Annotated in this window: 16 protein-coding genes; 12 read left to right on the forward strand and 4 right to left on the reverse strand. The window is 66.3% G+C overall.

Going from position 1 to position 19,407, the window contains the following annotated elements; translation table 11 throughout:
• Window positions 1-2: 2 nt before the first annotated feature.
• Window positions 3-1,034 (reverse strand): YeiH family protein, encoded by a 1,032-nt coding sequence (locus QTH87_RS25390; protein ID WP_286613123.1) that lies wholly within the window; start codon window positions 1,032-1,034, stop codon window positions 3-5.
• Between the two features lie 8 nt (window positions 1,035-1,042).
• Window positions 1,043-2,620: an acyl-CoA carboxylase subunit beta gene (locus tag QTH87_RS25395; RefSeq protein WP_286613124.1), complete on the reverse strand. Its 1,578-nt coding sequence runs from the start codon at window positions 2,618-2,620 to the stop codon at window positions 1,043-1,045.
• Between the two features lie 123 nt (window positions 2,621-2,743).
• On the opposite strand from QTH87_RS25395, the gene QTH87_RS25400 reads away from it, so the two are divergent.
• The 4 genes from QTH87_RS25400 to QTH87_RS25415 all read left to right on the forward strand — a co-directional run bounded on the left by QTH87_RS25400 (window position 2,744) and on the right by QTH87_RS25415 (window position 6,515).
• Window positions 2,744-3,187: a Zn-ribbon domain-containing OB-fold protein gene (locus QTH87_RS25400; protein WP_286613126.1), complete on the forward strand. Its 444-nt coding sequence runs from the start codon at window positions 2,744-2,746 to the stop codon at window positions 3,185-3,187.
• A 35-nt stretch (window positions 3,188-3,222) separates the two neighbouring features.
• Window positions 3,223-4,767 carry an AMP-binding protein gene (locus tag QTH87_RS25405; protein ID WP_286613127.1) on the forward strand — a complete coding sequence of 515 codons (1,545 nt, stop codon included), beginning with the start codon at window positions 3,223-3,225 and terminating at the stop codon, window positions 4,765-4,767.
• A gap of 10 nt (window positions 4,768-4,777) precedes the next feature.
• Complete coding sequence (locus QTH87_RS25410) at window positions 4,778-5,950, forward strand: thiolase C-terminal domain-containing protein (RefSeq protein ID WP_286613128.1); 1,173 nt, start codon at window positions 4,778-4,780, stop codon at window positions 5,948-5,950.
• Window positions 5,951-6,044: 94 nt separating this feature from the next.
• Window positions 6,045-6,515, forward strand: coding sequence for a hypothetical protein (locus QTH87_RS25415; protein WP_286613131.1), 471 nt, complete (start codon window positions 6,045-6,047; stop codon window positions 6,513-6,515).
• A 332-nt stretch (window positions 6,516-6,847) separates the two neighbouring features.
• Here the strand turns inward: QTH87_RS25415 and QTH87_RS25420 are convergent, their stop codons facing one another.
• On the reverse strand, window positions 6,848-9,100 hold the full coding sequence (locus QTH87_RS25420; protein ID WP_286613133.1) for an arylsulfatase: 2,253 nt from the start codon (window positions 9,098-9,100) through the stop codon (window positions 6,848-6,850).
• Between the two features lie 1,072 nt (window positions 9,101-10,172).
• Window positions 10,173-10,334, reverse strand: a complete 162-nt coding sequence (locus QTH87_RS25430; RefSeq protein WP_286613137.1) for a hypothetical protein — start codon at window positions 10,332-10,334, stop codon at window positions 10,173-10,175.
• A 648-nt stretch (window positions 10,335-10,982) separates the two neighbouring features.
• Here QTH87_RS25430 and QTH87_RS25435 point away from each other — a divergent pair.
• From QTH87_RS25435 to QTH87_RS25470, 8 genes are all read left to right on the forward strand, one after another.
• Complete coding sequence (locus QTH87_RS25435; protein WP_286613139.1) at window positions 10,983-11,549, forward strand: TetR/AcrR family transcriptional regulator; 567 nt, start codon at window positions 10,983-10,985, stop codon at window positions 11,547-11,549.
• A gap of 56 nt (window positions 11,550-11,605) precedes the next feature.
• Window positions 11,606-12,574 carry a quinone oxidoreductase family protein gene (locus QTH87_RS25440; protein WP_286613141.1) on the forward strand — a complete coding sequence of 323 codons (969 nt, stop codon included), beginning with the start codon at window positions 11,606-11,608 and terminating at the stop codon, window positions 12,572-12,574.
• Window positions 12,571-13,296, forward strand: coding sequence for an SDR family oxidoreductase (locus QTH87_RS25445; RefSeq protein WP_286613142.1), 726 nt, complete (start codon window positions 12,571-12,573; stop codon window positions 13,294-13,296). The genes QTH87_RS25440 and QTH87_RS25445 overlap by 4 nt, the downstream gene beginning before the upstream one ends.
• Before the next feature lie 328 nt (window positions 13,297-13,624).
• A complete protein-coding gene (locus QTH87_RS25450) occupies window positions 13,625-14,044 on the forward strand; it encodes an Ohr family peroxiredoxin (RefSeq protein WP_444812846.1) in 420 nt (139 codons plus the stop codon).
• 40 nt (window positions 14,045-14,084) lie between these two features.
• Window positions 14,085-15,428: a sensor histidine kinase gene (locus QTH87_RS25455; protein WP_286613145.1), complete on the forward strand. Its 1,344-nt coding sequence runs from the start codon at window positions 14,085-14,087 to the stop codon at window positions 15,426-15,428.
• A complete protein-coding gene (locus tag QTH87_RS25460) occupies window positions 15,425-16,174 on the forward strand; it encodes a response regulator (protein WP_286613147.1) in 750 nt (249 codons plus the stop codon). The genes QTH87_RS25455 and QTH87_RS25460 overlap by 4 nt, the downstream gene beginning before the upstream one ends.
• 394 nt (window positions 16,175-16,568) lie before the next feature.
• A complete protein-coding gene (locus QTH87_RS25465) occupies window positions 16,569-17,612 on the forward strand; it encodes an alpha/beta fold hydrolase (protein WP_286613149.1) in 1,044 nt (347 codons plus the stop codon).
• A 34-nt stretch (window positions 17,613-17,646) separates the two neighbouring features.
• Window positions 17,647-19,383, forward strand: coding sequence for a cytochrome c biogenesis protein DipZ (locus QTH87_RS25470; RefSeq protein WP_286613151.1), 1,737 nt, complete (start codon window positions 17,647-17,649; stop codon window positions 19,381-19,383).
• Window positions 19,384-19,407: the final 24 nt, after the last annotated feature.

Genomic DNA, 19,407 nt, shown 5'->3' on the forward strand with positions numbered 1-19,407 from the left:
GCTCAGCGCGGCAGGTAGATGAAGGCGGTGACGAGCAGCGCCAGGAACACGGTCTCGCTGACCATCAGCGCGATCGGCCTGATGCCCACGGTAGCGAAATCCTTCAGGTGCGACTTCATGCCGATCGCGGCCATCGAGATCACCAGCAGCCAGGTCGACAGCGTCTGCAGCGCCTGCTGCAGGGCAGCCGGAATCCACCCTGCACTGTTGACGGCAACGAGCAGCGCGAACGCCACCACGAACCAGGGGAGCAACGGCGGCTTGGGGCCGCCCGCCGGGCCGGCCGCGTGGGCCTTGCGACACGACAGCGTGATCAGGAGGATTACCGGCAGCAGCATCGCGACCCGCAGCAGCTTGACGATGGTCGCGACGTCGCCGGTCTCCTTCGACATGCCGTAGCCCGCCCCCACCACCTGCGCCACGTCGTGGATGGTGCCGCCGAGGAAGATCCCGGCGCGTTCGCTGCCGAAGCCGAGCGCCCCGGCGATCATGGGATAGAGCACCATCGCGGCGGTCGACAGCGTGCTGACGCCGATCACCGTGAAGATGGTGGCACGCTCCCTCACCTCGTCCTCGGCGCGCGCCGGGAGCACCGCCGCGATCGCCATCGCGGCCGAGGCGCCGCAGATGCCCACCGCGCCGCCGGTCAGTACGCCGAAGCGGCTGCGATAGCCCATCAGGCGGGCGAGCACGATGCCGAAACCGATCGTCGCCGCGACCGAGACCACCACCATCGCGATCGGCCCCGCGCCCAGCGACGTGATCTGCCCGAGCGTGATGCGCACGCCGAGCAGCGCGACCCCGATGCGCAGCAGCGTGCTGGCCGAGAAGCGGATGCCGGGCACGCAGCGGCCCTCGGACGACAGGAAGTTCAGGGCCATGCCGAGCAGCAGCGCGAACAGCATCGCCGACACGTGGTAGTGCTCGGCCAGCGAGAGCGCCGCCACTGCCACCACGGCGGACACCAGCACGCCGTGGAAGTTGATGCTGGCCGGCCCGCGCCAGCCGAGCAGGGTCGTGGCTGCATTACGCATGGCGTCCTTCAGATGTAGGTGGGCCAGGCGCGCAGTTCGTGGGCGCCGATGCCTCCCGTGCGCTCGCGCCGATGGGTGGCGAGCCCCGCGACCAGCCAATCCCGGGTCTGCCGCGGTGCGATCACCGCCTGCACGCCGAAGGCGCCGGCCAGCGCGTAGGCGGAGGTGTCGCGCGACAGCTCGGCCTTGAGCAGGTCGAAGCGCTCGGGGTCTTCCTCGCGCCGAATGCCGTGCAGCACGCTGACGCCGATCTGCGGATCCATGAAGCTCACGTCGGCGCTGGTCCAGGCCGCGACGGCGTCGCTGTTGCGGCCGCCGCCCATGTTGATGTAGGCCTGGCCGTAGCTCTTGCGCAGGATCACCGACAGCTTGGGCACGCTGCACAGCTGAACCGCATGAATCATGTTCATGATGTGTGCCGGGGCCGCCTTGCGCTCACCTTCGACGCCCACGAGGAAACCCGGCGTGTCGACCAGGAACACGATCGGGATGTTGAACGAGTCGCACAGCACCACGAAGGACGTGACCTTGCGGCAGGCCTCGGGGTCCATCGCGCCGCCCTTGAACATCGGGTTCGAGGCCACCACGCCGATGCTCTGGCCGGCGAGGCGCGCGAGGCCTGTGACCGCCGCGCGGCCGAAGCGGTCCTTGAGATTGAAGAAGCTGCCCTCGTCCACGATGCCCGCGACCACGCGCCGCATGTCGTAGGTCTTGCTGCGCGCGTGCGGCACCAGGTCGACCAGCGCGTCCGCGTCGGGTGCAATCGCCTCGCCCGCGGGCAGGCCGGGCGCCGGTGCCTCCGCGTGCGAAGGCAGGTAGCCCAGGAAGCGCCTGATCTCGGCCAGCGCTTCGGCGTCGCTGTCGACCACCCGGTCGACCAGTCCGGTCTGCTCGGCATGGAGCTTCCAGCCGCCGAGCGCCTCGGGATCGACCGCCTCGCCGATGGCCAGCGAAGTCACGCGCGCGCTCGACACCGCAAGGAAGGCGCCCTTGCGCATCACGACGAAGTCCGAGAGGCAGGTGTACCAGGTCGACGAGCCCAGGCAGGGGCCGAGCACCGCGCTGGCCCAGGGCGTCTCGCGCCGGCGGCAGTACTGCTGCGGGTCCTGACCTGCCGCCGCCATCGCTTCCGCGCCCAGGCTGTCGGGCACCCGCGAGCCGCTCGATTCGCCGAGGAAGACCAGCGGCATCCCGTTGCGCGTCGCGGTTTCCTTGAGGCGCGCGATCTTGCGCATGTTGACAGCCGACGAGGAGGCGCCCTTGACCGTCATGTCGTTGGAGACCACTGCCACGCGGCGGCCTGCGACACGGCCCGTGCCCGTGACCTTGCCGTCGGCCGGCGTGGTCGCGCGATCGCCGGGTACCACCGACACGGCCAGCATGCCGGACTCGTCGAAGGTGCCGGCGTCCAGCAGGCCTTCGATGCGCTCGCGCGCATTCAAGGCGCCGCTGGCGCGCCGCTGCGCGAGCTTGTCGGGCCCGCCCATCGCGAGGGCCAGGGCCACGCGGATCTCGAGCTGCGCACCCTGCTCATCGAAGTCTCCGGTCGTGGCGGTGACCTCGGGGCGAATCGTCTGCGTGGTCAAGCTGAGTTCCTCACGAAAGGGACCGGTCATCGGTCCGGGTCGCAGACTTTACTCGACATTCAGATTGTTGACAATACGAGGATAACCATGATCCAATCGCTTCATTGCCATAAGGAGACACCGGTGACCCCATCGACCCAGGGACCGCAGCCCGTTCCCACGACCGAGACCGCGCCCTATTGGCAGGCCGCGCTGGAAGGTCGGCTGAAGATCCAGTTCTGCCGTAGCTGCAATCGCCACCAGTTCTATCCGCGGCGCTTTTGCACCGAGTGCCTGTCCGACGGCATCGAATGGGTCCAGGCCAGCGGCCGCGGCCACATCTACACCTACACGGTCTGCCACGTGGCGGCGCACCCGGCCTTCGAACCGCGCGTGCCCTATGCGATCGGCATGGTCGCGCTCGAGGAAGGCGTGCGGATGCTGGCCGGCATCGTCGCCCCGATTCCGGATCGCCTTGCGATCGGAGAGCCGGTCGAGGTCTGCTTCGAGCCGATCGGCGACGCCGTCGCGCTGCCGATGTTCCGGCTCGCGGACGGCGAATCGACGGCATCGCCGAAGCAGCGCTGAAAGCTGCCTCCCTCCAAGACAACCGAGAAAAATTCATGATCATCGATTCCTTCGACGCCGGCGCCGCCGCCTTTCCCGATCGCGTGTTCGTCCAGGGCGGCGACCTGCGACTCGACTACCGCGCGGCGGCCGACGCCTCGCATGCCGTTGCGGCAGCACTGGTTCGCGACGTGCGACCCGGAACGCACGTCGGCGTGCTGTCGCCCAACCACGCGATGGTGCTGCCCGCGATGCTGGGCGTGATGCGCAGCGGCGCGGTGTTCGTGCCGCTCAACGCGCGCGACCCGATCGACGACATCGTCTGGTTCGCGAGCTTCTGCGAGATCCGGGTGCTGATCTGCCATGCGCAGTACGCACCGCACCTGGAGCGCATGAAGGCCGGCATTCCGACGCTCGAACGCGTCATCGGCCTGACCGAGGTGCTGGAGCCGGCCGGCGACAGCATCGTGCAATGGGTTCGCGATTTCGCGGGCCAGCGCGTGAATGAGAGGCGGGCCGACGACGACATCGCGATCATCAAGTCCTCCGGCGGTACCACGGGCCGGCCCAAGGCGATCATGCAGAGCCATCGCTCGCTCGAGACGGCCTACCGCATCAGCAACCAATTCATGCCGCCGCGCAAGGACCCGGTACACCTGGTCGTGGCGCCGCTCACGCATGCAGCGGGGGCGACCATGGTGGCACTTGCACGCATCGGCGCGCGCAACGTGATCGCGCCTTCTGCCGATCCGGCCGTGATCCTCGAGGCCATCGAGCGCGAGCGCGTCACCCACATCTTCCTGCCACCGACCATGATCTACCGCTTGCTGGCCCATCCCGACGTCGCCACCCGCGATTGCACATCGCTGGAGTATGTGATGTACGGCGCGGCACCGATGTCGGTCGACAAGCTGCGCGAAGGCCTCGCGCGCTGGGGCCAGGTCTTCGTGCAGTTCTACGGCCAGTCGGAGGTGCCGGGCGTGATCACCTGCCTGTCGCGCAAGGATCACTTCGTGCATGGCGATGCCAATCTCGACCGACACCTGGCTTCGGCCGGTCGCCCTTCCGGTGCCTGCGAGGTCGCGCTGATGGACGACGAAGGAAACATCGTCGGCATCGGCGAGCGGGGCGAGATCGTGGCGCGCGGCGACCTGGTCTCGCCGGGCTACTACAACAACCCCGAGGCCACCGCCGAGGCTCGCGCCTTCGGCTGGCACCACACGGGCGACATCGGCGTGTTCGACGAGAACGGCTTCCTCTCGGTGGTCGACCGCAAGAAGGACATGGTGATCTCGGGCGGCTTCAACATCTATCCGAGCGAGATCGAGCAGGTGATATGGGGCCATCCCGCGGTGCAGGACTGCGTGGTGGTCGGCGTTCCCGATGCCGACTGGGGCGAGCGCCTGACGGCCGTGGTCGAGTTGAAGGAAGGCACCCGCGCGACGGCCGAGGAGATCATCGACATGTGCCGGCAGCGCTTCGGAAGCCTCAAGACGCCCAAGCAGGTCGAGTTCTGGGGGTCGCTGCCGCGCAGCCCGGTCGGCAAGGTGCTCAAGAAGGACGTGCGCTCGCAGCTCGCGGCCGCGGCCGGGCAGGCCTGAACGGCGAAGCATGGACCCCAAGGCACTGCGTGGGCGCTACGCGATCGCCGGCATCGGCGAAGCCGGCATGGGAAAGGCCCAACCGGGCGACACGGCACTCTCACTGCAGTGCGAGGCGGCCCGGCGCGCGATCCTCGACGCCGGACTGCGGCCCCGCGACGTCGACGCCGTCTTCGCACACTGGGACGATCGCGCGGCGGGCCTGCTGGTGACCGAGTACATGGGCCTCGCGCCCCGCTACGTCGACAGCACGGTTGTCGGCGGCCAGTCGAACCTCACCCACGTCGCCCATGCCTGCGCCGCGATGGAGGCCGGCCTGTGCGACGTCGCCCTCATCACCTACGGCAGCACCCAGCGCCTGGACCGCAGTCGGGCGCGCGGTGGCCACGCGCAGGACGCGCGCCTGCCGAGCGGCCAGTTCGTCCAGCCCTACGGCATGCTGAGCCCGATCGGCTTCTACGCGATGCAGGCGCGCCTGCACATGGACCGCTATGGCACCCGGGCCGAGGATCTCGGCGAGGTCGCGCTCGCAGCGCGACGCTGGGCACAACTCAACCCCGACGCGATCGCGCGCGGCCCGCTTTCGATGGACGACTACCTGGCCTCGCCGCTGGTCGCCGACCCGCTGCGCAAGCTCGACATCTGCCAGGTGACCGACAGCGCCGGCGCGGTGGTGCTCGTGCGTTCGTCGCATGCCGAAGATCTGCCCCGCAAGCCGGTAAGGGTGGAGGGCTTCGCCGAGCGCTACATCCAGCACGCCACGCCCTTCGGCAGCGACGACTGGATCGACAACGGCATCCTGGCGGATGTCGGCCGCCTGGCACTCGAACGCGCCGGCCTCGCGCGCAAGGACATCGACCTGGTCCAGATCTACGACGCCTTCACGATCGGCGTGCTGATCGGCCTGGAGGACCTCGGCTTCTGCGCCCGCGGCGAGAGCGGCGCCTTCGTCAAGGACGGCCGGGTCGCACCGGGCGGCAGCTTTGCGCTCAACACCTCGGGCGGCGGTCTGTCGTTCAACCACGGCGGGATGTTCGGCATGCCACTGCTGATCGAGTCGGTGCGGCAGCTGCGCGGCGATGCCGGGGCGCGGCAGGTCAGGGGCGCGCGCAACTGCCTGATGCAGGCCGGCGGCCTCGTGATGTCGGCCTACATGGTGATGGTGCTGGGCACCGACGGCTGAGCGCTGTGCTCGAACCGTGCAACTGCCACGGTACTTGGCCTGACCGACACCGCCGCAAATGCAGACCCCATCAAGAGCAAGAAAAGGAACCGATATGTTCAGCGAAGCGTTGCTGCCCGTCATCGCCCAGCCGCAGTCCAACAAGCAGCGGCTTTTCGGTCGCTACTTCATGGCGATCCTGATCGACCTCGTCGTGCTCAACCTGTTTGTCGAGTATTCGGAATGGGTGACCATCGATTCCTTCACCACCTCGCTGCTGGCTGCGGTAGTGCTCCAGGTGCTGCTGAAGCTCACGCTGGCAATCGAACACAAGGTGGCGAACTTCTTCGCGGGAAAGTCCGGCGGGCTGATGACCTTCTTTCGGTTCTTTAGCGCCTGGTTGGTGCTGTTCGGCTCCAAGTTCGTGATCCTCGAGGCGCTCACCATGGCCTTCGGCGAGAACGTCCGATTCGACGGCCCTTTTCACGGCATCGCGATCCTGATCGCGATCATTGTCTCGATGCTTGTGGTGGAAGAAGGCGTCGCACGGCTCTACCGCAAACTTGGCGACGAGCCTTCGACGTAGCGCCAGGATGAGATCGAAAGCGGCGTCGACTCGCCTTGCTCGCAACATCTGATTGCGTAGACATCCGCATTGGGCGTCGATGCGGCACGCCTTGTCGCACCCCTGACCCCGACTCCAATCAACATGATTGCCCGAATTGAGCACCTTCCGAGCTGCCTAGACCGGTGCTCGAACTCGCGGCTCGTCCTCAAGAGCAGCAACGAATCCAGCGCGTGGATGCCCGAAATTCGGCCAGGGGTCGCCGCCGATTTCTCGCCCGGCAATATCAGCCCAGGCCTGAGGACGGGCCTCCGCAAGATGCGCTCGCCCGGCACCGCGCCACGGCGCGATCGCTATTTCGTGGGCTGGGGAATGTACTTGACGTTCACCTTGTCGATGGCACCGTTGAACCTGAATGGCGCCTTCTTGAAATAGTCGAGAGACACAGGCGAGCCGAGCGCGACGCCGATGTCGAGGCAGTCGTTGGCGGTGAACAGCAGCGGCGCACTCACGGGCACGACACCTTCGGCCACTTCTTCGCCGTCGACGCGCAGCGTGATCTTCAGCGGGCCCGCGGGCCGCAGCTGCGCATACACGGTTTCCACCTCGATCTTCACGCGGCCGAGCGGTAGCTTGGTCCTCGCGCGGATCTTGGTGCGCATCAGGATGAAGAGGTTGTATTCGTAGCAGAGGATGCCGTCCTCGACGAACAGGGTCAGGCCGCCACTGTTGGCGCCGAGCTTGTACAGCACGCCCTGGGCATCAGCCGGGATGTCGGCGTCGATCGTCACGAGGTTCGGCCTGTTGCCCAGGGCCGGGGCCGTGAATTCGGGCATGCGCGTGATGTCGCCCGTGAAGTTCCACTCGGTCTGGGTCGGCCCCAGGCGCTGTTCGGGATGCAAGGCGACGGCCCACAGCCCGCCGCCGATCGGAAGCACCTTGTTTCTTGTGGCTTCGATCAGGAAGAGATCCTTCAACTGCGCGAGCTTCTCGGGCATCTTGGCAGCAAGGTCGTTGGCCTGCGTCCAGTCTTCGGCCAGGTTGTAGAGCTCCCAGACATCGTTGTCGGGCGTCCAGTCGTGGATGCCCGGCGGCAGGCCCGGAATCCACGGCGTGCGCGGCCCGAAGGCGCTGGCCATCCAGCCTTCGTGGTAGATGGCGCGGCTGCCCATGATCTCGAAGTACTGGGTGCGCAGCCGCCCCTCGGCCTTCGGGTCGTCGAAGGAATAGGCGAAGCTGACGCCGTCGATCGGGTCTTGCGGCACGCCGTTCACGACCCTCGGCGGCTCAATGCCGATCACCTCGTAGATGGTCGGAACCAGGTCGTTGCAGTGATGGAACTGGGTGCGCGGCGTGGTGTCCGGCTTGACCTTCGCCGGCCAGCGCACCGCCATCGGATTGCGCGTGCCGCCCAGGTGCGAGGCCAGCAGCTTGGTGCCCTTGTAGGGCGTGCTTCCTGCCCAGGCCCAGCCGGAATGGTATTGGTTGTCGACCAGCGGCGAGCCCAGCACGTCCAGCCCACCGAGCGCGTCGAGCGCCTTGATGTGCTGATCGACCGTGGTCGGAATGCCGTTCTGCGCCAGCAGTTCGCTGATGGTGCCGTTCTGCCCTTCGGACGACGAACCGTTGTCGCCCCAGATGTAGAAGACCAGCGTGTTGTCGGCATAGCCCAGGGCATCGACCTCGTCAAGCAGGCGCCCGACCTGGACGTCGACGTGCTCGGCGTAGCCCGCCGCCACTTCCATCAGGCGGGCCTGGAAAGGACGCTCGCTTTCGGGAATGTCGTCCCATGCGGTCATGGTCGGATGCCGCGGCGTGAGCTGCGCGTCGGCCGGTATCCAGCCCTTGGCCTTGGCGTTGTGGAAGACGCGCTCCCGGTAGGCGTCCCAGCCGGCGTCGAACTTGCCCTTGTACCTGTCCGCCCACTCCTTCATGACGTGGTGAGGGCCGTGGATCGCCCCACTGGCCCAGTACATGTAGAAGGGCTTGTCGGCCTGGAAGGCCTTGTGGCGACGCAGCCAGCCGATGGCGTCGTCGGCCAGGTCCTCGCTCAGGTGATAGCCCTCTTCGGGCGTGCGGGGCGGCAGCACGCTGGTGGTGTTGCGCACCAGGTTCGGCTCGTACTGCGAGGCCTCGCCGGCCAGGAAGCCGTAGAAGTATTCGAAGCCCATGTTCGTCGGCCAGTTCTCGAACGGGCCTGCGGCCGTGGTCTCCATGGCGGGCGTGTTGTGCCACTTGCCGAAGGCGCTGGTGCTGTAGCCGTAGTCCTTGAGGACTTCGGCACAGAGCGCGCTGCTCTTCGGGATGGTGCCGGCGTAGCCGTCCCAGTCGTTGGCGAGTTCTGCAATCTGACCGCTGGCCACGCGATGGTGGTTGCGCCCCGTGAGCATCGAGGCCCGTGTCGGCGAGCACATGGCGGTGGTGTGGAAGCGGTTGTAGGCGATGCCCTGGCTCACCACGCGATCGAGGGCTCGGGTCTGCACCTCGCCGCCGAACGTGCTCGGCAGGCCGGGCCCGGCATCGTCGATCAGCACGATGAGGATGTTGGGGGCATCATCGGGCAGGCGCTGCGGCTCGACCCTGCGCTGGTACACGGACTCCTGCATCGTCCGGCCCGCCGTGCTGGCGGAAGGCGTTGGAGGAAAAGGGAGGGATTCCGCGGAGGCGGTCGTCTTCTTCGCCATGGTCGTTTGCTCCTTGATGCCCAGACCGCCGCACTCTATAGCGCATCGGTGGCTTGGCCTACGGGACCTTGTACCTATCGAAATGAGCTTGACAGTTTCTTGTGGCGGCGCTTGGCGCGATAGTTGTGCTCTAGTTCACCTGTTGCGGGTCCGGAAATTGCCACGCACCAAAATGTCCGCCCTAGGCCGTTACGGCCGCACCGTGTAGTTCGAGCCCTCGACGATGGGGAGGCAGTTGGCACCTTGCGCATTTCGCATCCACCGAACTGGATGTCGATCGTGCCGTGCTCCTGCGCTTGGCGGTCAGGTTGTTCAACGAATAGGCGTTGGCCGCATTCTTTTCATAGTAGCCCGCGGCGTTGTAAACGCTGAGAGACCAGAAGCCATCGACCGGCACGTCCTCAGTGCCACGCAAGATGGCGTCTTGTATCCGTATGCCATGCGCCCTTTTTTTCACGCGCAGCGGCCCCCGGTGACCATAGTTTGGCCGATCCGATGCTGCAGGCGGAGAAGCCAGCATCGTCGCCCGTCAACCGAGGGCAGGGAATTCGGCTTCTATCAGAGCCCCGAGCCACGCGTAAGCTTGCGCCGCATACGAGACTTCTCCGGCCTCCCGCACGGGCCTTAACAGACCTCGAATGTCCTCCGGAGCTTCCCCTTGCGACCTTCTGTAGCAGTAAGGCGGCGAATGCCACGTGGCGGCTCTCAAACTTGCCGAGATCGTCGACCATTGGGGAGTCCATAGAGCCAGCAAGGAGCGCATGTGCATACGGCTGACTCATTGCGGGTAGATCTTCCATGGATTCATTCACACCGAGTTCTGCATCAGTTCGAGGAGGTTCCGCAGCGATAGCGGTCAGCTGTTGAACGAGGCCAGTGGTCCGCTTTCGCTGCGGAGCCGAATTCGGCAAACGGTGTTGCCTGACGACGGTGAGAGCCTCGCCGAGACCGCTCCGCCATCCAGGACGCCGTCGCCTTCGTCCACGTTTGCCATTCAGACCAAGTGGAAAGCCGCCCCATTCGCCGCCGGCTTCCCCTGCGCTTTCTCGTAGACGCGGATGACGCCACGCAGCCGCTCGCACTCGCGCTCCAGGGCCGCGACCCAGGCGCGGGCGTGCTGGGCTTCGTTGTAGGCCTGCGTGTGGAGGGCGGCCATGCCCCAGCGGCTCTCGAACCAGAGGGTTAAGTACACCGCGCGGGCGCGTTTCCGCTGGCCTGGTAGCGCTGCAGCGTCCTAAAGCTCACCCCCAGATGCCGAGCAATTTGCCTTCGCGACTCGACCTGGTCGTCGAGCAAGTACTCGAGGGGTGGCAAGCGAGCGAACGAGGGCGCAAGAAATGGCATGACAGGGCTCCTTAAAAGTCCCCATCCATTCGAAACCCAACGCTGCCGCCCCCGCCAAGCCCGCGACAGTTTGTCGCACCCCCGCGCCACCCCGCGGCGCCTTTTTCATCCTATGCCGAGCGGGCTTTTTCTCGGGCAGGGAGAGTGCTTAAGAACTCAAAGCCCCCCGCGGCTGCATCAGACCCCTACTGCCCTTCCCGCTCATCTGCTCTTTCCCAGCGGCCTTTGACGGGGGCGCGCCGCGAATGAAATGAACATAATTTCCCCGTGGCAAGTTGGGTTGGGTTGTGCCCCGTTGGGCCTAAGTCTGCTTCCATTTGAGCTGCCGTTGCGGCCATCAACTGTCTTTCAGCTTGTTTGTCTTGCGCAATCTCAGCTGCGGCATCTGCCCAACGTGGGCCCTCGGATCCTGCGCTTCTCAGTTATTGACTGAACGTTCAAAAACAAGGAGAATCGCGTGATGGCAAGACCCAAGCAGTTCGATCCAGACGAGGCGCTCGACGCAGCAGTGGGTCTGTTTCGAGAGTACGGCTTTGCGGGGACTTCCGCAGAGATGCTGACCGAGGCGATGCAGATCGGAAAGCAGAGCCTCTACAACACGTTCGGCGGGAAATGGGCGCTGTATTGCGCAGCGTTGGAACGCTATGCCACGGCTGAGACCAAGAGCCACATCGACGAGCTTCAGCGGGGTACGTCGGCGTTCGCTGGCATTGAGTACATGATGAAACGTGTGGCGGCGGAGGCTCACCAACCGTGCCTTGGCGTGAACTCGATCAGCGAGTTCGGTGACGGTCGCGAGGATTTGACGAAGATCCGTGAAGCGGTAGGAAAGCCGCTGCGCACAGTCCTCGCATCGACAATCAGGCGGGCCCAGGCCGAAAAGGACTTGGCGTCCGACCTCGATCCGAACCACACAGCAGCATTCCTGTTGACAACCATAGCAGCGATCCGACTTGCGGCGCGAGCCGGCGCCCGAGATCCAGAGCTACTCGCAATCTCACGATTGGCGCTCCGGGCTTTGAGATAGGGCTGCTTTTTTTTTGACCTGTTTTGGAACGATTAGTCAATAAAAGGAATATATAGATGAAAGCAATAGTGATGACCGGTCCCGGTGGGACGAACGTGATGCAATCGATCGACCGGCCACTGCCGACAATGAGTGCAGGTCAGGTGCTTGTGAAAGTGGCTGCCGCCGGCGTCAATTTCATGGACATTGGTGTCAGGCAGGGCAACTTCTGGTCCGAAATGCCACTTCCGAGGGCCCTCGGGGTCGAAGGAGCCGGCCGCGTGCTGGCCATCGGTGAAGGCGTTGACAGCCTGCGCATAGGACAGCGGGTTGCTTGGGTGTACGCGCCGGGAAGCTATGCCGAGGAGTTGCTGATCCCGGCCACATCGCTCGTACCATTGCCCGATGAGATCGATGATCGGACTGCGGCGGCCGTGATGATGCAAGGCCTCACTGCCAGTCACTTCGCGACGGACTTCTACCCAGTTCAGCCTGGCGATGTTGCCTTGGTTCATGCAGCGGCTGGCGGACTCGGCCTCCTGCTGACGCAGATCATCAAGCTCAGGGGTGGGAAAGTGATCGGCCGTGTCTCTTCGCCAGACAAGGTGGCCGTGGCGAAGGAAGCCGGCGCCGATCACGTGATCGTGGACAGCCAAGGCCGCTTTGCTGAAGAGACGATCCGCCTGACCGGCGGCCAAGGTGTACACGTGGTCTATGACGGATCCGGTCCGATGACCTTCCGGGGGTCTCTCAACTCGCTGCGGTCGTCAGGAACGTTCGCTTGGTATGGGCCCGTTCTCGGTGGCCCTGGGCCGATCGACATCATGAGCCTCCCGAAAAGCATCAAGCTCGGCTATCCGTCTTTCATGCATCACATTCCAACCCCTGAACTGCTCCGTGCCCGCTCGGCTCGCCTGTTCGATTGGATAGTGTCCGGCCGGCTTCGGATTCGAATCGGCGGTGAGTATCCGCTTTTGGATGCAGCCAAGGCACATGCAGATATGGAGAGCCGCGCCACCACTGGAAAGCTGTTGCTGATTCCATGACTGATCGCGGAATCGCCATGGTATTCGGTGGATCGCGCGGGATCGGTGCAGCCATTGCCGAGCGGCTCGCTCGCGATGGATTCGACGTCGCATTCACCTATGCTTCGCGGTCGGACCGCGCCGCAGAAGTCGTCGCAGTAATCGAGAAATCTGGGCGACGGGCCATTGCGATCCAGGCCGACAGCGCCGATCCTGCAGAAATTCGCGGTGCCGTTGCCCATGCCGTCAATGAACTCGGCATCCTGGATGTTGCAGTGGTGAACGCGGGGATGCTTCGCCGTGCCCCGATCGAGACCTTTGGGCTCGAGGTCTTCAATCTAATGCTGGACGTGAATGTCCGCGGTGTGTTTGTCGCTATCCAAGCGTCGGTAGAACAGATGCGCGATGGCGGACGCGTTGTCACCATTGGCAGCAACACGGCGATTCGGACCGGTTCAGTGGGCAGCAGCGTGTACGCGATGACGAAGGCCGCTGTGGCTGCATTGGTCAAGGGCGTCGCTCTGGACCTCGCGCCTCGACGAATCACAGTGAACAACATTCAGCCTGGGCCGACGGCTACCGATATGACTGCGAACATGGCGTCGACGCTCGAAGCGCTTGTTCCGCTGCGGCGACTGGGTACTCCGAGGGAAACTGCCGCGCTAGCTTCATATCTAGTCAGTCATGACGCCGGTTTTGTCACAGGCGCAAGCGTCACCATTGATGGAGGCTATGTCCTCTGACCCGAAGCAGCTGGGGGCCTGCAAGTGAAATGGGATCCCCACTTCCCGCTCGCCCAATCTCGAGGAGACCCAGCCGATCGTGAAGGTGTGGCTGTCGCCACTCGAGGGTCTGCGTCAACGGCCTGCGTGCGCAGACCTGTGAGCCTCGGCCGAACTGTCCAACCAGTTGGCAAGGTGGAGGGCTAAGGGTTGACTTGCAAACGGTTTGTATAGTTTTGTACAAGCGCTTCGGACGTCTACATTCGGTCAGAAATCCTCTCGGACAAATTGCCACGCGCCTGAACAATCGCGCCGTGAATTCGACAACAACCCTCCGAAGGACTGCATGATGACCATCGCACAAGACAAGATTCTCTACACCGGCCGCACCCGCACCACCGGCGGCCGCAGCGGCGCCGCGCGCAGCGACGACGGCCGTCTGGATATTGCGCTCACGCGCTTCGGCACCGCGGGTCCGGGCACCAATCCCGAGCAGTTGTTCGCAGCCGGCTGGTCGGCCTGCTTCATGGGCGCCATGGCGCGCGCGGCCCAAGCCCGCGGCGTGGCGCTGCCGGCCGAGTTGGCGGTCGACGCCGAAGTCGATCTTCTGCAGGGCGCCGATGGCTTCGCGCTGGCGGCGCGGCTGAAGGTCAGCGTGCCTGGCGTGGCACACGACACGGCCCTGGCCATCGTGGAAGATGCTCACCAGCTGTGTCCCTACTCCAAGGCCACGCGCGGCAACATCGAGGTCGCGCTGTCGGTCGCCTGAGTCCGGACGCCGCGCAGACCCAAGGACCGCCAAGGACCCCATGCCCGCCTTCCTTCAACGACTCTGGCCCGCCACCCTGCTGGCGCGCGTCATGCTGCTGGTGGTGCTGGGCATGGCGGTCGCTCAGGTGCTGACCTACCTTGCGATCCGCTACGAGCGCAGCCAGACCTTGATGAATCTGATGGTCAGCGGCGTCGAGCGTGACATCGCCAGTTCGGTGGCCATCCTCGACCGCCTGCCCGCCAGCGAGCGGACCCAATGGCTTTCGCGCCTCGAGCGGCCCAACTACAGCTTCTCGTTGGAGGGCGTGGTGGACACGCCGCCGCCGACCGCTCCGGCCCTGTCGCGCTTCGCCGAGATCGTGGGCAACGCGCTTCGGCCCTTCCCGGTGCTGGCGGTCGGTCAGGTCGGCCAGCAACCGGAGGCCGTGCGCATGCAGGTGCGCTTGAACGACGGATCGTCGCTCTACGTGCTGGCGCGCCGCGTCCCGATGCCTGTAGCCGACTGGGTCACTTGGCTGCTGCTTGCGCAGCTGGTGGCGCTTGCCGGCTGCGCCTGGGCCGGCATGCGGCTGGTGACGCGGCCGTTGGCGCGGCTCGCAGCGGCAGCGGACCAGCTCGGCCCGGACCTGCGGCCATCGCTGGTGGCGGAGGGCGGGCCGGCCGAGGTGACGCAGGCCGCGCGTGCCTTCAATGCCATGCAAAAGCGCATCGCGGGTTATCTGCAGGAGCGCATGCAGATCCTCGCGGCCATCTCTCACGACCTGCAGACGCCCATCACGCGCATGCGACTTCGACTCGACCTGATGGACGGCATGCCGGACGCGGACAAGTTCCATCAGGACCTCGAATCCATGCGCACGCTGGTGCAGGAGGGCGTGAGCTATGCCAAGACGCTGCAGGGCTCCGACGAGAAGCCGCGTCGCCTGGACCTGGACGCGCTGGTACGCAGCATCGTCAATGACTACGCGGACACAGGCCGGCCGGTCACGCTCACAGCGGAAGCCGGTGTGTCGTTGGACAGCCGACCGCACGCGCTGCGCCGCATCCTCGCCAACCTGATCGACAACGCGCTCAAGTACGGCGAGAGCGCCGAGGTCGGCGTGCGGCTGCGGGCCGGGCGAGTGCAAATTGAGGTCTGCGACCACGGGCCCGGCATTCCCGAGGACCAGCTGGCCGCGGTGCTGCAGCCCTTCTACCGCGTCGAGGGTTCGCGCAACCGCGAGACCGGCGGCACCGGGCTGGGCCTGGCGATCGCACACCAGCTGGCCCAGGCGCTCGGCGGACAGCTGAACTTGCAGAACCGGCTTGAAGGCGGCTTGTGCGCCAGCCTGAGCCTGCCCACGCCTGCCAACGGCCCGAGCCATCCAGGACCCCATCCATGACCCACACCTCGCCCACCAGCGATCATCTTCTCCTGGTCGACGACGACCGCGAGATCCGCGAACTGGTCAGCGCCTATCTGCAGAAGAACGGCCTGCGCGTGACCGCCGTGCCCACGGGCCGGCACATGCGCCAGGCGCTCGAGACCTCGGGGCCGTTCGACCTCGTGATCCTCGACCTGATGCTGCCCGGCGAAGACGGGTTGACGCTGTGCCGCGACCTGCGCGCCGGCAAGTACAAGGCGCTGCCGATCATCATGCTCACGGCACGCGGCGACGAGGCCGACCGCGTGCTAGGGCTCGAGATGGGGGCGGACGACTATCTGGCCAAGCCCTTCGCCGCGCGCGAACTGCTGGCCCGCATCAAGTCGGTGCTTCGACGCACGCGCATGCTGCCACCCAACATGCGCAGCACCGACGAGGCGCGCTACCTGGCCTTCGGCGACTGGCGCCTGGACACCGTTGAGCGTGTGCTGCTGGACCACGACGGCACGGTGGTCTCGATGAGCGGTGCGGAGTACCGGCTGCTGCGCGCCTTGGTGGACCATCCGCAGAAGGTGCTCACGCGCGATCAGATCCTGTCGATCACCCAAGGCCGAGAGGCCGAGCTGTTCGAGCGCTCCATCGACCTCATGATCAGCCGTCTGCGCAAGTGCCTAGGGGACGATGCGCGCGAGCCGCGCTACATCAAGACAGTGCGCAGCGAAGGCTATGTCTTCGCCGCGCAGGTCGAGGCATTGGACGCCTGAGGCGCCTGCGATGCGCAAGCTCCTGTTCTCTTTGGTCTTCCTCTTCGGCGGGCTGGCCTCGGAAATGAGCCAAGTCGCGGGGCGCCCCTGCGCCGTGCCGTCGGCCAGCCCCGCACCACCACCGCGGCGGCGCGGTGCCTGACGACAGGCTGTCCCCTTCCGTCTCCTCGCCCACCTGACACCGCCACCTTTCTGGGCGGCGGTGTCGTTTCGGGGTTGCCGCATCCACCGCGCGAATGCGCCTTTGTATGCCTGTGTATCTGGCGCACGTTTCGCGACATCGCCATGCATTTCCACGTCGCCCATGACACATGCCGCATACACCGCAGCGATTTACTTGGGGCCAGCCGACGCATGGCGCCGGCACCGTCCCCAACCTCCTGAAGGCCCTGCCATGCACCCGCCGCACGCAACGAACCTGCCCACCCGCCGCCGCGACTTTCTCGGAGGGGCCGCGCTGAGCCTGGCCGCCGCGCCCATCGCCTCACTCGGCAGCCTGTTGGCAATGCCGGCCCATGCGACAGCCGTCGGTGGCGCCGCCGGCTTCGAATCCATCCACACGGTCGACGCAGGCGACTTGCGCGTCGCTTACGCCGAGGCCGGCGCTGCCGATGGCCCGGTGGCCATCCTGCTGCACGGCTGGCCCTACGACATCCATGCCTTCGTCGACGTCGCGCCGCGCCTGGCGGCGGCCGGCTACCGTGTCATCGTGCCCTACCTGCGCGGCCATGGCGCCACCCGCTTCCTGTCGACCGACACGCAGCGCAACGGCCAGCAGGCCGCGGTGGCACAGGACATCGTTGCGCTGATGGATGCGCTCGGCATTCGCCAGGCGGTGCTGGGCGCCTTCGACTGGGGGGCGCGCACGGCCTGCATCGTTGCGGCCGTCTGGCCCGAGCGCGTGACCGGCCTGGTGTCGGTGAGCGGCTACCTGATTGGCAACCCCAAAGCGAATGCCCGACCGCTGCCGCCGGCCGCCGAGCTGGCTTGGTGGTACCAGTCCTATTTCGCGACCGAGCGCGGTCGCGAGGGCTACGCGGCCGACCCCGCTGGCTTCAACCGCTTCATCTGGAAACAGGCCTCGCCGCGCTGGCGCTTCGACGAGGCGACTTTCCAGCGCAGCGCGCAGGCCTTCGACAACCCCGATCACGTGGCGATCGTGATCCACAACTACCGCTGGCGCATCGGCCTGGCAGCGGGCGAGTCGCGCTTCGACGCGCTCGAGCTGCGGCTCGCCGCGGCCCCCAGCATCGCCGTGCCATCGATCACGATGGAAGGCGATGCCAACGGCGCACCGCATCCCGACCCGGCCGTCTACGCCAGGAAGTTCACAGGGAAGTACCAGCACCGCCAGCTCGATGGCGGCATCGGCCACAACCTGCCGCAGGAAGCGCCGACCGCCTTCGCCCAGGCGGTGATCGACGTGACGCGGCTCTGAGCCTGACTCCCACTCTTCTTTTCCGGAGCTGCCCATGAGCCTCGCATTCGCTGCCTTCGTCGCCGGTCTGCTGACCGTGCTCAGCCCCTGCATCCTGCCGGTGCTGCCCTTCGTCTTCGCGCGCAACGACCGGCCCTTTGCGCAAGGCATGCTGCCTCTCCTGGCCGGCATCGTCGCCAGCTTCGCGGCGGTGGCCTCGCTGGGCGCCGTTGCGGGTGCATGGGCCGTGCAGCTGAACCTTGTTGGTCGCTGGATCGCGCTGGTGGCGCTGGCGCTGTTCGCCGCGTCGCTGTTGTGGCCGCGGCTGGCTGCGTGGTGGAGCGCGCCCGCGGTGCGGGCAGGCGAACGCCTGTCGCGCATACAGAGCGGGAGCGCCTGGCGCAGCTCCGCGCTGCTGGGCACGGCCACAGGCTTGATCTGGACACCCTGCGCAGGACCGGTTCTGGGCGTGGTGCTCTCGACCGCCGCGCTGGCGGGTCCCGGCGCACACACCGCGTTGCTGCTGGTGTCCTACGGGGTGGGCGCGGCCCTCGCACTGACACTGGCGCTGCGCATCGGAGCCGGGCCGCTCGCCGCCCTGAAAGCGCGGCTGCTGCCCCACATGGCCGGCCGCCGCGTCGCGGGGGCCGTCATGCTGGCGGGCGTGGTCGCCGTGGCCACGGGCCTGGACACGGTGTTGCTGGCCCGACTGGCGGCGCCGGGCGCCACGGGCCTGGAGACTGCCCTGCTGCAGCGCGCGATACCCAATGCCGAAGCCGCGGAGCCGGCGGGTGCACGGCCGGGCGCGCCCCGCCCCAGTCTGCTTCCGATCGAATCCACGCGCGTCAGCCTCGAAGGGGGCGTGCAGTGGCACAACGCTTCGCCACAGTCCATTGCCGCACTGCACGGCAAGGTCGTGCTGGTGAATTTCTGGACCTACTCCTGCGTCAACTGCTTGCGCACGCTGCCCTACGTGAAGGCCTGGGCGCAGAAATATGCCGACCGCGGCCTCGTCGTGGTGGGAGTGCACACGCCCGAGTTCGCGTTCGAGAAGGACGCGGCCCACGTCAAGCGGGCGCTGCAGGATCTGAAGATCTACTACCCGGTGGTACAGGACAACGACTACCGCATCTGGCGCGGCTTCGACAACCAGTACTGGCCCGCGCTGTACTTCATTGACGGGCAAGGCCGCGTGCGCCACCACCAGTTCGGCGAAGGCGGGTATGCAGCGTCCGAACGCGTGATCGAGGAACTGCTGCGCGAAGCGGGCAGTGACACGGCGAGCCCCGTGCCACCGAACGTGCAGCCCGATACGCGAGGTCCGGGGTTGGCCGCCGACGCGGAGTCGCTTCGCAGTCCCGAGACCTACCTCGGCTACGAGAAGGGCCGCGTCCCGCGCGTGACCGGCAGTGTCGTGCCCGACCAGCCGGTGCACTACATGCCCACCACTTTGCGGCCCGATACCTGGTCCCTTGCCGGCACGTGGGCATGGAAGCCCGAGTTCGTCGAAGGCACGGATGCGGGCGGCAGCGTGGCGGTGCGCTTCCAGGCGCGCGATGTGAACCTCGTCCTGGGCAAAGGCATCACCGGTCCGGTGCGGTTTCGCCTGACGTTGGACGGTCGGCCCCCCGGCGCGGACCACGGCACCGATGTGGATGCCGATGGCAATGGCGTCGTCGACGCCACGCGCCTCTACCAGCTGGTGCACCAGAGCGGAACGGTGAAGGCCCGCACGGTGGAGATCCGCTTCCTCGAGCCCGGTGCGCGTGCCTACGCATTCACGTTCGGGTGAGTCGGCGCGAGTCGAATCAAATTT

The organism is Variovorax jilinensis, from assembly GCF_030316885.1.
Lineage (GTDB): Bacteria > Pseudomonadota > Gammaproteobacteria > Burkholderiales > Burkholderiaceae_C > Variovorax > Variovorax jilinensis.